Genomic DNA, 13,939 nt, shown 5'->3' with positions numbered 1-13,939 from the left:
TCCAGGATGCCAGCTTTCACCCCCGCCGCACGCAGAGCGATCAGGTGATGACAAAAGAAGGCCGGCCGTACCGCCGCGGGGCGGCACGGCCGGTACGGGCACCGGGTCAGATGCTGGTGCGGGCCGCCTCCAGCAACTCCTCGGCATGGGCGCGGGCGAGCCTGGAGTCCTCCTGCCCGGCCAGCATCCGGGACAGCTCGCGCACCCGCTCCTCGCCTTCGAGGGTCTTCACCCCGCTGCGCGTCACCGAGCCGTCGGAGGTCTTCTCCACCAGCAGGTGCCGGTCGGCGAACGCCGCCACCTGCGGCAGATGGGTGACCACCACGACCTGCGCGGACCTCGCCAGCCGGGCCAGCCGCCGGCCCACCTCCACCGCCGCCTTCCCGCCGATGCCGGCGTCCACCTCGTCGAAGAGGTAGGTCGGCACCGGGGCGGCGCCCGCGAAGACGACCTCGATGGCGAGCATCACCCGGGACAGCTCACCGCCGGAGGCTCCCTTGGCGATCGGGCGCGGCGGCGCACCGGGGTGCGGGGCGAGCAGCAGCTCGACCTCGTCCGCGCCGTGCGGGCCGAAGGTGACGGGCCGTCCGTCCACCTCGACGCCCGACTCCGGGTCGGCGCTCTCCTGCTGCCGCACCTCGACGGTGATACGGGCGTGCGGCATGGCCAGTTCGGCCAGTTCCGCGGTGACCGCGTCGGCGAACCGCTTGGCCGCCTCCCGCCGGGCGTCCGTCAGCCGCTGGGCGAGGGCGGCCAGTTCGGCACGGAGGGCGTCGCGTTCGGCGGTCAGCCCGCCGATCCGGTCGTCGTCGCCCTCGAGTTCGGCGAGCCGGGCGGCGCTCTCCTCCGCCCAGGCCAGCACGGCGGCGGTGTCCTCGCCGTACTTGCGGGTGAGATGGGCGAGCACGGCCCGCCGCTCCTCCACCGCGGCCAGCCGCAGCGGGTCGGCGTCCAGGTCGTCGGCGTAGCCCGCCAGCTCGCCGGCCACGTCCGCCAGCAGGATGCCCACCTCGCCCAGCCGGTCGGCCAGTACCGCCAGCGCCGGGTCGTGCGCCCGTACGGCCTCCAGCGCCCGCTGGGCGCCGGCGACCAGGGCGGTGGCGTCCACCGACTCGGGATCGGCCGGGTCCCCGATCAGCGCCCCGTGGGCGGTGGCGGCGGCCGAGGCCAGGGCCTCGGCGTGGCCCAGCCGTTCGGCCTCGGCGGCCAGTTCGGCGTCCTCGCCTGGCCGCGGCCCGGCGGCGGCGATCTCCTCCAGACCGAAGCGCAGCAGATCGGCCTCCTGGGCGCGCTCGCGGGCCTGCTCGGTCAGTTCGGCCAGCTCGGCCGAGACCGCCCGCAGCCGCCGGTACGCCTCGGTGTACCCGGCCAGCGGCTCCGAGACCGCCTCACCCGCGTACCGGTCCAGCGCCCCGCGCTGCCGGGCCGGGCGCAGCAGCCCCTGCTGGTCGCTCTGCCCGTGCACCGCTATCAGGTCCTCGCCGAGCTCCGCCAGCAGCCCGACGGGCACCGTACGGCCGCCGACATGGGCACGCGACCGGCCCTCCGCCGAGACGGTCCGGCTGACCAGCAGCTCGCCGTCGTCCAGTTCCGCGCCCGCCTCCTGTGCCCGGTGCGCGGCGGAGGCGCCTGGCGGCAGCGCGATCCGGCCCTCCACCACGGCGGCCCGCGCGCCCGCGCGCACCAGCGCCGCGTCGGCGCGGCCGCCGAGCAGCAGCCCCAGACTGGTGACGACCATGGTCTTGCCCGCGCCGGTCTCGCCGGTCACCGCGGTGAAGCCGGGGGACAGCTCGACGACGGCGTCATCGATCACGCCCAGGGCCCGAATCCGCATTTCCTCCAACACGGATACGACCATACGAGGTTCCCCGGCCGGATCCCCACCCGCGGTCGCCACCGGTGTGCTTCCCCGCGGGCGGCCGGGCGTTCCGGCACGGCCGGTCCTCAGTGCGGCGCCCCGCGCCACCCGGCCACCGGGAGCGCGAACTTGGCCACCAGCCGGTCGGCGAAGGAGGCGTGGTGCAGCCGCGCCAGCCGCACCGGCACCGCGCCGCGCCGTACCTCCACCCGGGCGCCCGCCGGAAGCTCCACGGTGCGCCGCCCGTCGCACCACAGCACCCCGTTCGGGGTCTGCGGCTGCACCTCGACGGCGAGCACCGCCTCGGGCGTGGTGATCAGGGGCTTGGTGAACAGCGCATGGGCGCTGATGGGCACCATCAGCAGTGCCTCGACCTCGGGCCAGACCACGGGACCGCCGGCGGAGAAGGCGTAGGCGGTGGAACCGGTGGGTGTGGCGCACACCACTCCGTCGCAACCGAACCGGGAGACCGGGCGGCCGTCGATCTCCATGACGACCTCCAGCATGCGCTCCCGGGCCGCCTTCTCCACCGCCGCCTCGTTCAGCGCCCAGTCGCGGTGCACGATCCGGCCGTCGGTACGGACGAGCACGTCGATGGTCATCCGCTCCTCGACCTCGTAGGAGCGGTCGACGACCCGGCGCACGACCTTGTCCAGGTCGTCGCGCTCGGCCTCGGCGAGGAAGCCGACCCGGCCGAGGTTGACGCCCAGCAGCGGCACCCCCGACGCGCGGGCGAACTCCGCGCCGCGCAGCAGCGTCCCGTCCCCGCCCAGGACGACCAGCAGCTCGCAGCCGTCGACGGCGCACTCCCCGGCCTCGACGGTGCGCACCGACGGCGGCAGGGTCAGGTCGGCGGCCTCCTCGGCCAGGACGCGCACCCCGATGCCGTTGCGCAGCAGTCCCTGGACGACGAGCTCGGCGCTGCGGAGCGCGGCCGGACGGCCGGTGTGGGTGAGCAGGAAGACGGTCCGTCCGCCGCCGGAGGCGTCCGGGGCGTGCCCGGCGTATTCGAGGTACTCGGGGTGTTCGGCGTTCCGCGTGGTCACTGGGGGCCCTCCGCCACGGCTCGGTCGACGTCGGCCGGGTCCAGTTCGGGCGCCCCGGCACGCAGCCACAGGAAGTACTCGACGTTACCGGAGGGTCCCGGAAGCGGGCTCGCGATCACTCCGAGTACGCCAAAACCCAGCCCGGCGGCCTGCCCGGCCACGGTACGGACCGCCTCGGCGCGCAGTGCCGGACTGCGGACCACTCCCCCGCTGCCCAGCCGCTCCCGGCCGACCTCGAACTGCGGCTTGACCATCAGCACCAGATCGGCCTCCGGGGCGGCGCAGCGTGCCAGGGCGGGCAGCACCAGGCCGAGCGGGATGAAGGACAGGTCCCCGACGACGAGGTCCACCGGCTCGCCGCCGATCAGCTCCGGGGTCAGCTCCCGGACGTTGGTGCGGTCCCTCACCACGACCCGCTCGTCGTTGCGCAGCGACCAGGCGAGCTGCCCGTAGCCGACGTCCACGGCGATCACCCGCGCGGCACCGGCGCGCAACAGGACGTCGGTGAAGCCGCCGGTGGAGGCACCGGCGTCCAGGGCCCGCCGCCCGGCCACCGCCAGTCCCTTCGGGGTGAACGCCGCCAGGGCGCCGGCCAGCTTGTGCCCGCCGCGCGAGACGTAACCGGGGTCACCGGCGTCCTCGGCCACCACGATCGCCGCGCCGGCCGCCACCTGGGTGGCGGGCTTGGTGGCGACGGTGCCGCCGACGGTGACCCGGCCGGCGGCGATGAGCGTACTGGCGTGCTCGCGCGAGCGGGCCAGTCTGCGGCGCACCAGCTCGGCGTCGAGCCGACCGAGACGGCCGCGCTGGTTTCGTGACGCTGCCACCTGCGGTTCAGCTCCCGGGGTCGTGCGGCGGGGTGTGCGGTGCACCGGGCGCGGGCGGCCCGGGGCGCTGGTCGAGCGCGGTCAGCGTGTCGCGCAGCCCGCGGTGCACGTCCTCGTACACCCCCAGGTGCTCGAAGACGGCGAGGCGGTCGGCGTCCGCCAGGCGGCGCAGCCCGGCGTCCACCGCCGCGTGCCCGGTGGGGGTCACCCCGACCCCCAGGGGCCTGGGCCCGCCGTCCGGCTCCGGTCCCGCGTCCGGTTCCGTGCCCGCCTCCGGTGTCTCCGGCTCCGTGCCGGACATCGGTTCTTCCATGGCCCCGACGCTATCGCGCCCGGCACCCCCCGCGGCGAGCGCTCCCCTGCGGTACGGTCGGGGAAATGGCGACCCTGGAGCAGTGCCGCGCGGCGTTGGACCGGCTGGCGGAGAACCTGGCGGAGGCCGACGACGACGTCCGCGGCGCCACCGCCCTGGAGCGTTCGGTCAGCTGCCATCTCACCGATCTGGACACCACCCTCACCGGCCGGCTCGTCCACGGCCGCATCGAGGACGTGACCGCCTCGGCCGGGCCGCCCGCCGGGCGCGCCCAGATCAGGCTGGCCATGACCAGCGACGACCTGGTCTCCCTGGTGGAGGGCAGGCTGAACTTCGCCCGGGCCTGGGCGCGGGGCCGGGTCAAGCTGGAGGCGGGCCTGCGGGACCTGCTGCGGCTGCGCTCGCTGCTGTGAGCGCCGGGCCCGGAGCGGTGGGTACGAGGGCGGCAAGGTGCTGAGCGGGGCACTGGAGGACTGGCCGGCGTCCTGGCGGACCTGTTCGTCCCCGGTGGCTCCCGCAGTTCCAGGAGGCAGGCCCGGGCCTTCGCGGCCGGGGAGGCGGTCACCTTCGAGGGATGCGTCCTGGACGACCGCCCGTACTGCCGGACGGCCGTCGTCTTCCTCACCGCGTCCCGCACCGGGCCGGCGGTCTCCCCCACCGGGGTGCCGCGTCTGCACCGCCTTCCCGTCCCGGCGGAGCGGCCGGAGCCGTCCCGGGTACGGGGCGGGTCGGCGCCGGACGGGTGCGGTGGCCCGGCGGAAAGAACCGTGTGAGCGACGCGCCGGAAGGACGACGACGACCGCATGACGACCACCCCGCACGCCCGGTCCTTCGACGCCGCCGCCGCTTCCTACGCCGCGAACCGCCCCTCCTACCCGCCCGCCCTGCTCGACGCCGTCGAGGAGCTCGCGGGCCGCCCCCTGGCCGGCGCCCGGGCCGCCGACATCGGCGCCGGCACCGGGATCCTCACCGTCCTGCTCCATGACCGGGGCGCCCGGGTGGTCGCCGTGGAGCCCGGTGACGGCATGACCGCCGAGTTCCGCCGTTTCCTGCCCGGTGTCCCGGTCGTACGCGGCGACGGCAATCGCCTTCCGCTGGCCGCCGGCTCCCTCGGCCTGGTCGCCTACGCCCAGTCCTGGCACTGGACGGACCCGGACCGGTCGCTCCCCGAGGCGTTCCGCGTCCTGCGTCCCGGCGGCGCCCTGGCCGTCGTGCGCAACGACTCCGACGAATCCGTCCCCTGGATCGCCGAGCAGACCGCCCGGCTGCGCCGCTTCTTCGGCGCCGGGACCGCCGCGGAGGAGACCGCCGAGGCGGCCACCGCCCGTTCTCTGCCCGCCGGACGGCCGGGCTTCACCACCCGGCGGGTTCCGTGGTCCCGGCGGGTGCCGTTGGAGACGCATCTGGCCAATCTGGCCACCTTCTCCGACTTCCTCGTCCTCGGCCCGGAGCGCACCGGAGCCTTCCTCGCCCGGGAGCGCGAGCGGCTGGGCGCGCTCTTCCCCGGCGGGACGGTCGAGGAGGTCTACCTCGCCTCCGCGAGCGTCGCCGTCCGCTGAGGGTTCGGACGTGGCGGTGGCGCCCCGCCTCCGGCGACGACCGCTTCCATGACGGACGAGACCTCACCGACGACGGACTGCTTCGTCTGTGCCAAGCACCGCGACGCCTCGCCGCCGCCCGGCGGGCCGGTGTACGCCGACGGCCTCGTGGTCGTGTCGCATCCGTCCCCGCGCGCACCGGGGCAGCCGGGCACCGTCCACCTCGGCCATCTGCCGGTGGAACCGCGCCGGCACGCTCCCGGCCTCGGCGGCCTCACGGCGGAGGAGACCGCAGGAGTGGGCCGCTGGAGCTCCCGGGCCGCGCGGGCGCTGCGCGAGGCGGCGGGTGCCGAGCACGTCTACGCGGCCGTGATCGGTGACGGCGTCCCCACCTGCACGTCCACCTGCTGCCGCGGTACCCGGGCACCCCCGCGAGTACCGGTGGACACGGGTCGGCGAATGGCCGACGGCTCCCCGGGGCGGGGAGGCGGCCGCCGCGGAGCTCGTGCGGCGGCCGCGGGCGGCACCGGGGTGGTCCCGGCAGCGGTCCGCCTCACCCTCTACCGGGCCGGGCGCGGGCGCCGCGCCGCGGGGACCACCAGCGGCGTACCGGTCTCGGGATCGTCGATGACCTGGCAGCGCAGCCCGAAGACCCGCTCCACCAGCCCGGCCGTGACGACCTCGCCCGGCGGGCCCTCGGCGACCACCTCGCCGTCGCGCATCGCGATCAGATGGGTGGCGTAGCGGGCCGCGTGGTTGAGGTCGTGCAGGACGGCCACCAGGGTGCGGCCCTCCTCCTCGTGCAGCCGCGCGCACAGGTCCAGGACGTCGATCTGGTGCTGGATGTCGAGGTACGTCGTCGGCTCGTCCAGCAGCAGCAGCGGGGTCTGCTGGGCGATGGCCATGGCGATCCACACCCGCTGCCGCTGTCCGCCCGACAGCTCGTCCACGTACCGCTCGGCCAGGGTGTCGACGCCGGTGGCGGCCATCGATTCGGCCACGATCCGCTCGTCCTTCTCCGACCACTGCCGCAGCAGCCCCTGGTGCGGGTAGCGGCCGCGGGCCACCAGTTCGGCGACGGTGATGCCGTCGGGGGCGATGGAGGACTGCGGCAGCAGCCCGAGGGTGCGGGCCGCCTGCTTGGCGGGCAGCGTCCCGATGCTCCGGCCGTCCAGCAGCACCGCCCCGGCGGCCGGTTTCAGCATCCGGGCCAGCGCCCGCAGCAGGGTGGACTTGCCGCAGGCGTTCGGTCCGACGACCACGGTGAAGGACCGGTCGGGGATCCGCACCGACAACCGCTCGGCGATGACCCGCTGGTCGTAGGCGAGGGTGACGTCCTCGGCGGCCAGCCGGGACGCGGGCCGCGCGGCATCCTCGCCGCGTGGTCCGTCGGCGGCCCCGGCGGAATACCGGGCGGTTGCCCGGCGGGCTGCCTGGTCGGCCTGCTTCGTGAACACGTTCTCTCCTCCGGTTCCCTCCTGGACGGTCCTCCGCCGGCCGGGCGCGTCACAGCCGGCCCGCCCGGCGCTCGGCGACCAGCAGCCACAGCAGATAGCCGCCGCCGAGCACCGCCGTGAGCACTCCGACCGGCAGCCGGTCGGCGCCGAAGGCGTTCTGCGCCGCCCAGTCGGCGGTGACCAGCAGCAGAGCGCCCATGCACGCCGAGGGCAGCAGGTTCGGGCCGGACGCCCGGGTCAGGCGGCGGGCGAGCTGGGGCGCGGTGAGGGCGACGAAGGCGATCGGCCCGGCCGCGGCGGTGGCGGCGGCGGTCAGCAGGACGGCGGTGAGAACCGCCAGCAGCCGGGTCCGCTCCACCCGCACCCCCAGCGCGCACGCGCTGTCGTCACCCGTCTCCAGTGTCCGCAGCGGGCGTCCCATGACGAGCACGGCCGGCACCAGCACCGCGCAGACCCCCAGCAGCGGCCAGGCCTGCGCCCAGCCGCGTCCCTCCAGGGAGCCGGTGATCCACAGGGTGGCGCGGGTGGCGTCGACGATGTCGGCCCGGGTGAGCAGGTAGCCGTTGGCGGCGCTGAGCATCGCGGCGGCGCCGATGCCGACCAGGACCAGGCGGTAGCCGTGGCTGCCGCGCCGCCAGGCCAGCAGGTAGACGGCCGCCCCGGTGGCCAGCCCGCCGGCGATCGCGCCGCCCGCCACCGCGTGGGTGCCGCCGTCGAACAGCACGATGACGGTGAGCGCGCCGGCCGCCGAGCCCTGGCCGAAGCCGAGGATGTCCGGGCTGCCCAGCGGGTTGCGGGAGACGGACTGGAAGACCGCACCCGCCAGGCCCAGCCCCACTCCGACGCACAGCGCGACCAGCACCCGCGGCAGCCGCAGCTCGTTGACGATGAAGGTGTGGGCGGCAGCGCCCCGTCCGGCCAGGACGCGCAGCACCTCGCCGGGCGGGATCGTGAAGTCGCCGGTGCCGATGAGCACCACGCCCATCGCCAGGGCGGCCAGGGCCAGCAGCAGGCCGACCAGCACGGCGCGCGGGAGGATCCGCACCGACAGACCGCCGCGGGTGCGCAGCACGATCCCCTCCGGGCGCGGCGGGTGCTGCGGACGCGGCCGGCGCGCCGGCCGCTCGGGACTCGTCACGGGCGTCACGGCTGGGCCACCCTTCGACGGCGTACCAGGTGGAGGAAGACCGGACCGCCCACGAGCACGGTCACGATCCCCACCTGCAGTTCGGACGGCCGGGCCACCACCCGGCCGAGGACGTCGGAGCCCAGCAGCAGCACCGGCGAGAGCACCGTGGCGTACGGCAGCAGCCAGCGCAGATCGGGACCGGTGAGGGCACGCACCAGATGCGGCACCAGCAGCCCGACGAACACGATCGGCCCGCAGGCCGCGGTCGCGGCGCCGCACAGCAGGGTGATGGCGACCATCGCGCCCACCCGGGTGCGGCCGAGGTCGGCGCCGAGCGCCCGGGCGGTGTCGTCGCCGAGGGCCACGGCGTTGAGCGGCCGGGCCAGCAGCAGCGCCAGCAGGATCCCGGTACCGATGAACGGCAGCACCTGCCGGACCACCGAGCCGTCGGCGGCCGCCAGCGAACCGACCGTCCAGAAGCGCATCCGGTCCAGCGCCGCGGTGTCCAGCAGCTCGATCGCCTGCACATAGCCGTACAGCGCGGCGGACACGGCCGTACCGGCGAGCACCAGCCGCACCGGGGTGGCGCTGCGGCTGCCGCCGAGCGCGTACACCAGCGCCGAGACGGCGGCGGCCCCCGCGAAGGCGAACCACACATAGCCGGTGAGCGAGGTGATCCCCAGGAAGCCGATGGCGGTGACGACGGCGGCGGAGGCCCCGGCGTTGACGCCGAGCAGCCCGGGGTCCGCGAGCGGATTGCGGGTGAGCGCCTGCATCACGGCGCCCGCCAGCCCGAGCCCGGCGCCGACGAGCAGCCCGAGCAGGGTGCGCGGCAGCCGCAGGTCCCGGACGACCACGTCGGTGTCGCTGCCGGTGTAGTGGAACAGCCCGTGCCAGACCTGTTCCAGGGGGATCTGTTTGGCCCCGACCGCGATGCTCGCGGCCGTCACCAGCAGCAGCACGCCGCAGGCGGCCAGCAGCCCGGCCGTGCGGACCGCGTTCCGCCGTTGTCGGGGGGCACTGTCGTTCAACACGAGCGTTAGGTTAGCCTAACCTCAATTCCAGCCAGCACGGAGATCACCATGAACGACCCCGGTCCCCTGTCCTCCGCCGTCCCCGCCGCCCGTCCGTCCCGCCGGTTGTCCCGCCGCGGCCTCCTCGCCGCGGGCGGCGCCCTCGGTCTGGGCGCCTTCCTCACCGCCTGCGGCGACGAGGGCGGCTCGTCCGGCTCCCCGGAAGGCGGCGCCTCGAGGCAGGGCTCCGGCTCCTGGTCGTTCGAGGACGACCGGGGGGAGACCGTCAAGGCCGACAGCGTCCCGAAGAAGATCGTCGCCTTCACCGGCACCGCCGCCGCCCTGTACGACTACGGCGTCGAGTGCTCGGGCGTCTTCGGCCCCACCAGGCTGGAGAACGGCGAGCCCGACCCGCAGGCCGGCGAGCTCGACGTCGACAAGGTGACCGTCCTCGGCAACGTCTGGGGGGAGTTCAACGTCGAGAAGTACGCCGCGCTCGGCCCCGAGCTGCTGGTCACCAACATGTACGAGCAGGACGCCCTGTGGTACGTCCCCGACGAGAGCAAGGACAAGATCCTCTCCCTCGCCCCCAGCGTCGGCATCATGGTGGCCCGCACCTCCCTGAACGACGTCCTCGGCCGCTACACCGCCCTGGCGTCCTCCCTGGGCGCCGATCTGAAGGCGAAGAAGGTCACCGACGCGAAGAAGAGCTTCGAGGACGCCTCCGAGCGGCTGCGCCGGGCCGCCAAGGCCAAGCGCGGTCTGAAGGTCCTGGCCGCCTCCGCCTCCGCGGACCTGCTCTACGTCTCCGACCCGGCCGCCTACGCCGACCTGACGTACTTCAAGGAGCTCGGCGTCGAGCTGATCACCCCCGGCAAGACCGAGGGCGGCTTCTTCGAGAACCTCAGCTGGGAGAACGCCGACAAGTACCGGGCCGACCTCGTCCTGCTGGACAACCGCACCTCCGCGCTCCAGCCCAAGGACCTCACCGGCAAGCCCACCTGGGCCCGGCTGCCCGCCGTCAAGGCAGGCCAGGTCGTGCCCTGGGCCAGCGAGCCCCGCTTCTCCCACGCCGGGTGCGCGCCCCTCGTCGACGCCCTGGCCGAGGCGCTGGAAGGCGCCAGGAAGACCGTCTGAGCGGCGGGTGCCGGTCGGCCGAGGCGGATCTCCGCCGCGGCCGACCGGCACCCGCACCGGCCCGACGGCATCCCGCCCGCCTCACGTCGCCCCCGGCTCACAGCAGACCGAGGACGGCCAGCTCCCTCTCGGCCCCCGGCCGGTCGAAGACGCCCTCCCCCGCGTCCGTCCAGGCGGCGGCGCACAGCGCCCGCAGCCCGTCCAGCGGATCCGGCGAGTCACCGCCCCCGCCCGTCAGCCGCAGCTCGCCGCCCGTCACCGAGGCGGTCCAGCCGCCGCACTCGAAACCGTCCCGGCCGCCGTCACCCGGCCTCGTCACCGCCACCGCCGGCTGTGCCCGGTGCAGATCCCGCAGGTCGGCCGCCACATACGTCGGCCGGTGCGCGGGCGGCGCGGCCAGCAGCTGCGCCGCGTCCGTCACCCCGGTCAGCACCAGCAGCGAGTCCACCCCGCCCGCGTGGGCACCCTCGATGTCGGTGTCCAGCCGGTCCCCGACCACCAGCGGCCGCTTCGCGCCCGTGCGCAGGATCGTCTCGCGGTGCATCGGCGGCAGCGGCTTGCCCGCCACCCTCGGCTCCGGCGCCGGACGCATCCACCGCGTCGCGATCCGCACCACCTCCACGGCCGCCCCGTTGCCCGGGGCGATGCCCCGCCCGCTGGGAATCGTCAGATCGGTGTTGGACGCGAACCACGACAGCCCACGACCCACCGCGATCGCCGCCTCCGCCAGCCGTCCCCACGGCAGCTGCGGACCGCCGTAGCCCTGGACGACCGCCACCGGCGCGTCGTCCGCCGACTCCACCGGCTCCAGCCCGCGCTCGCGCAGCGCCACCACCAGACCCTCGCCGCCCACGCATAGCACCCGCGAACCGGCGGGCAGCTCCTCGGCGATCATCCGCGCCACCGCCTGCGCCGAGGTGACCACCTCCGCCGGCTCCGCGGGCACCCCCAGCTCGGTCAGATGCTCGGCGACGGTCGCGGGGGTGCGCGCCGCGTTGTTCGTCACATACGCCAGCCGCATCCCGGCCTCCCGGGCGGCGGCGAGCGCCTCGACCGCGTACCGGACCGCCTCACCGCCCGCGTAGACCACACCGTCCAGGTCGAGCAGCGCCGTGTCGTACACCGCGGCAAGCGGCTCCGCGCAGCTCTCGGGCCTGGTACGTGTCGGACGGTCGGAACCGGTCATCGTCTTCTCGCTCCTCGCGCTCACGGGCCGTACTCCCCGATCATCCCGCACCCCGCAGCGCGGCATAACATGCACCAATGCTGCGTTCCACGGGCCCCGAACACCCCTCGGGCGGCCTCCGCCTCGCCCCCTTCCGCGGCCTGCGCTACGCCCCCGACCGGGTCGGCAGCCTGGCCGCCGTGACCTCCCCGCCGTACGACGTCGTGGTCCGCCCCGACGGACTGCACCACCTCCAGACCGCCGACCCCCACAACATCGTCCGGCTGATCCTGCCGGAGGCCGCCGACCCCGCCGCCCGCCACCGGCAGGCCGCGGACACCCTGCGCCGCTGGACGGCCGACGGCGTCCTGGCCCGCGATGCCCGCCCGGCCGTCTACGTCTACGAGCAGCGCCGGGGGGACCTCCTCCAGCGCGGCCTGATCGGCGCCCTGCGCCTGTCCCCGCCCGGTGACGGTGTCGTGCTGCCTCATGAGGACGTGATGCCGGAGATCGTCGAGGAACGCGCGGCCCTGATGCGCGCCACCGGCGCCAATCTGGAGCCGCTGCTGCTGTCGTACCGCGGCGACACCGAGGAGGGTGACACGGGAGGCGCCGCCGCCGTCGTCGAACGCACCGTCACCGGTACCCCGCTGCTCGCCACGGTCACCGAGGACGGCTTCGCACACCGGCTGTGGTCGGTCACCGATCCCGGCGAACTCGCCGAGATCGACCGCGGCCTCGCCCGGCACCAGGCCCTCATCGCCGACGGCCATCACCGCTGGGCCACCTATCTGCGTCTCCGGGCCGAGCAGCACGCCGGGCACACAGCCGGCACCGGACCCGCCGGGTTCTGGGACCGCGGCCTGGTGCTGCTGGTCGACACCGCCCGTCATCCACTGCGGGTACAGGCCATCCACCGGGTGCTCCCCAGGCTGCCGGCCGCCGAGGCCCTCGCGCGGCTGGACGGCACCTTCCGCACCCGCCCCGTCGACGGACCCCTGCCGCACGCCCTGCGCGTCCTGGCGGACACCCCCGGCAACGCCTTCCTGCTCACCGGGAGCGGCGCCTTCCACCTGCTCCACGACCCGGACCCCGCACTGCTCGCCCGCGCGATCCGCGGCGACCGCCCGGAGCGTTGGCGAAGGCTGGACGCCACGGTGCTGCACTCGGTCCTGCTGGACGCCGTCTGGCGGATCCCGGACCACTCCGGTGAGATCGGTTACCTCCACGACGCGGCGGACGCCGTGGCGCAGGCGGAGCGCCTGGGGGGCTCCGCGGTCCTGATGCGCCCGGTCGACGAGGACACGGTCCGCGAACTGGCCCGGCAGGGCGTCACCATGCCCCGCAAGTCCACCTCCTTCGGACCCAAGCCCGCCACCGGTCTGGTGCTGCGCACCCTCGAACACGACGGACAGCGATAACCGCCGAGGGCGGGGCACCGGTCCCTGTGGTCCCGGTGCCCCGCCCTCGGCGTGTCGTTCTTCCGCGCGGTCAGCGTCCGCTCGCGCCGCCCTCGTCATCCCGGTCATCCCGCGGCTCTTCTGTCCGGAGGCCCACCGGCTCCGGTCCGCTTCCCCGGTCCGGCTCGTCCTCCTGGTCGGCGTCCGGGTCGAGCGCGTCCACGAACTCCACCCCGTCCAGCTCGGCCAGCCGGTCCGAGGCGTCGGTCGCCCCGCCCTGGTCGGCCTCGATGGCCCTGGCGAACCACTCACGGGCCTCTTCCTCCCGCCCCACGGCCAGCAGCGCGTCGGCGTACGCGTAGCGCAGCCGTGCCGTCCACGGCTGTACGGAGTGCGACGCCAGCTCGGGACTCTGGAGCGTGACCACAGCGGCCTCGGCCTGACCCATGTCACGCCGCGCGCCCGCTGCCACCAGCCGCATCTCCACCTGTCCGGCCTTGTCGAGCCTCTGCACCTCGGACTCGCCCGCCATGGCGAGGGCCTTCTCCGGCCGGCCCAGACCGCGCTCGCAGTCGGCCATCACGGGCCACAGGTGGGAGGAACCGGTCATCCGCCGGGCCGCCCTGAACTCGGCCAGCGCCTCGGCGTACTTCCCCACTCCGTAGGCGGCGAAGCCGGCCGCCTCACGCACCGCCGCGACGCGGGAGGCCAGCCGCAGCGCGATCCTCGCGTGGCCGTAGGCCCTCTCCGGCTCCTCGTCCAGAAGCTTCGCCACCATCACGAGGTTCTTGGCGACATCCTCGGCGAGCGTCTTGGGCAGGCTCATGAGCTCCTGCCGCACTTCCTTGTCCAGCTCATAACCGGTGACGTCCTCGGGAATCGGCAGTCGCCTGGGGGCGTCACGGTCCTGACCGCGATCACGCGGGCGGTCGTCACGCCGGTAGCCCCCGCGTCCCTCGTCCCGGCGCTCCCGGTAACCGCCGCGTTCGTCACGTCCCCGTCCGCCGTACGGGCGCCGCCCGCCCGGCTCATCGCCGTAACGGCCACGGGGACGGT

The 13,939-nt window shown here is 75.2% G+C and carries 13 protein-coding genes; 4 read left to right on the top strand and 9 right to left on the bottom strand.

The genetic code is table 11. The features are described from left to right. Window positions 1-106 precede the first annotated feature (106 nt). The 4 genes from recN to V1L54_RS28130 all read right to left on the bottom strand — a co-directional run bounded on the left by recN (window position 107) and on the right by V1L54_RS28130 (window position 4,044). Entirely contained in the window at window positions 107-1,858 is a 1,752-nt protein-coding gene (recN, locus tag V1L54_RS28145; protein WP_330120980.1) for a DNA repair protein RecN, read from the bottom strand. A gap of 86 nt (window positions 1,859-1,944) precedes the next feature. Next, window positions 1,945-2,817, bottom strand: coding sequence for an NAD kinase (locus V1L54_RS28140; protein WP_330121006.1), 873 nt, complete (start codon window positions 2,815-2,817; stop codon window positions 1,945-1,947). An 83-nt stretch (window positions 2,818-2,900) separates the two neighbouring features. Then, window positions 2,901-3,731, bottom strand: coding sequence for a TlyA family RNA methyltransferase (locus V1L54_RS28135; protein ID WP_330120979.1), 831 nt, complete (start codon window positions 3,729-3,731; stop codon window positions 2,901-2,903). A 7-nt stretch (window positions 3,732-3,738) separates the two neighbouring features. After that, window positions 3,739-4,044 carry a hypothetical protein gene (locus tag V1L54_RS28130; RefSeq protein WP_330120978.1) on the bottom strand — a complete coding sequence of 102 codons (306 nt, stop codon included), beginning with the start codon at window positions 4,042-4,044 and terminating at the stop codon, window positions 3,739-3,741. 65 nt (window positions 4,045-4,109) lie between these two features. Here V1L54_RS28130 and V1L54_RS28125 point away from each other — a divergent pair, with 65 nt between their 5' ends. After that, the gene (locus V1L54_RS28125; RefSeq protein WP_330120977.1) at window positions 4,110-4,457 is read left to right on the top strand and encodes an SCP2 sterol-binding domain-containing protein; all 348 of its coding nucleotides are present in this window, start codon (window positions 4,110-4,112) and stop codon (window positions 4,455-4,457) included. Between the two features lie 390 nt (window positions 4,458-4,847). Further along, window positions 4,848-5,603 (top strand): class I SAM-dependent methyltransferase, encoded by a 756-nt coding sequence (locus V1L54_RS28120; RefSeq protein ID WP_330120976.1) that lies wholly within the window; start codon window positions 4,848-4,850, stop codon window positions 5,601-5,603. A 539-nt stretch (window positions 5,604-6,142) separates the two neighbouring features. Here the strand turns inward: V1L54_RS28120 and V1L54_RS28115 are convergent. The 3 genes from V1L54_RS28115 to V1L54_RS28105 form a co-directional block, all read right to left on the bottom strand. Beyond that, a complete protein-coding gene (locus V1L54_RS28115) occupies window positions 6,143-6,931 on the bottom strand; it encodes an ABC transporter ATP-binding protein (protein WP_330121005.1) in 789 nt (262 codons plus the stop codon). A 157-nt stretch (window positions 6,932-7,088) separates the two neighbouring features. Beyond that, window positions 7,089-8,111, bottom strand: coding sequence for a FecCD family ABC transporter permease (locus V1L54_RS28110; RefSeq protein ID WP_330120975.1), 1,023 nt, complete (start codon window positions 8,109-8,111; stop codon window positions 7,089-7,091). A gap of 71 nt (window positions 8,112-8,182) precedes the next feature. Next, the gene (locus V1L54_RS28105) at window positions 8,183-9,202 is read right to left on the bottom strand and encodes a FecCD family ABC transporter permease (RefSeq protein ID WP_330120974.1); all 1,020 of its coding nucleotides are present in this window, start codon (window positions 9,200-9,202) and stop codon (window positions 8,183-8,185) included. Window positions 9,203-9,250: 48 nt separating this feature from the next. On the opposite strand from V1L54_RS28105, the gene V1L54_RS28100 reads away from it, so the two are divergent. Next, entirely contained in the window at window positions 9,251-10,318 is a 1,068-nt protein-coding gene (locus V1L54_RS28100; RefSeq protein WP_330120973.1) for an ABC transporter substrate-binding protein, read from the top strand. A gap of 97 nt (window positions 10,319-10,415) precedes the next feature. Here V1L54_RS28100 and V1L54_RS28095 read toward each other — a convergent pair whose 3' ends face one another. Further along, the gene (locus V1L54_RS28095) at window positions 10,416-11,504 is read right to left on the bottom strand and encodes an HAD hydrolase-like protein (RefSeq protein WP_330121004.1); all 1,089 of its coding nucleotides are present in this window, start codon (window positions 11,502-11,504) and stop codon (window positions 10,416-10,418) included. Between the two features lie 77 nt (window positions 11,505-11,581). On the opposite strand from V1L54_RS28095, the gene V1L54_RS28090 reads away from it, so the two are divergent. After that, window positions 11,582-12,904 carry a DUF1015 family protein gene (locus V1L54_RS28090; RefSeq protein ID WP_330120972.1) on the top strand — a complete coding sequence of 441 codons (1,323 nt, stop codon included), beginning with the start codon at window positions 11,582-11,584 and terminating at the stop codon, window positions 12,902-12,904. Between the two features lie 70 nt (window positions 12,905-12,974). Here V1L54_RS28090 and V1L54_RS28085 read toward each other — a convergent pair whose 3' ends face one another. Further along, entirely contained in the window at window positions 12,975-13,769 is a 795-nt protein-coding gene (locus V1L54_RS28085) for a tetratricopeptide repeat protein (RefSeq protein WP_330121003.1), read from the bottom strand. Window positions 13,770-13,939 lie beyond the last annotated feature (170 nt).

This window comes from Streptomyces rubellus, from assembly GCF_036323805.1.
In the GTDB taxonomy this organism is placed as follows: Bacteria; Actinomycetota; Actinomycetes; order Streptomycetales; family Streptomycetaceae; genus Streptomyces.
Note: the sequence above shows the minus strand (reverse complement) of the source record. Positions and strands in the feature narration are given on the sequence as shown.

What these genes read in the sequence shown, in the direction of transcription:
- recN (WP_330120980.1), bottom strand. Translation starts at nt 1,858, where the DNA reads ATGGTCGTATCCGTGTTGGAGGAAATGCGGATTCGGGCCCTGGGCGTG.
- V1L54_RS28130 (WP_330120978.1), bottom strand. Translation starts at nt 4,044, where the DNA reads ATGGAAGAACCGATGTCCGGCACGGAGCCGGAGACACCGGAGGCGGGC.
- V1L54_RS28125 (WP_330120977.1), top strand. Translation starts at nt 4,110, where the DNA reads ATGGCGACCCTGGAGCAGTGCCGCGCGGCGTTGGACCGGCTGGCGGAG.
- V1L54_RS28120 (WP_330120976.1), top strand. Translation starts at nt 4,848, where the DNA reads ATGACGACCACCCCGCACGCCCGGTCCTTCGACGCCGCCGCCGCTTCC.
- V1L54_RS28100 (WP_330120973.1), top strand. Translation starts at nt 9,251, where the DNA reads ATGAACGACCCCGGTCCCCTGTCCTCCGCCGTCCCCGCCGCCCGTCCG.
- V1L54_RS28095 (WP_330121004.1), bottom strand. Translation starts at nt 11,504, where the DNA reads ATGACCGGTTCCGACCGTCCGACACGTACCAGGCCCGAGAGCTGCGCG.
- V1L54_RS28090 (WP_330120972.1), top strand. Translation starts at nt 11,582, where the DNA reads ATGCTGCGTTCCACGGGCCCCGAACACCCCTCGGGCGGCCTCCGCCTC.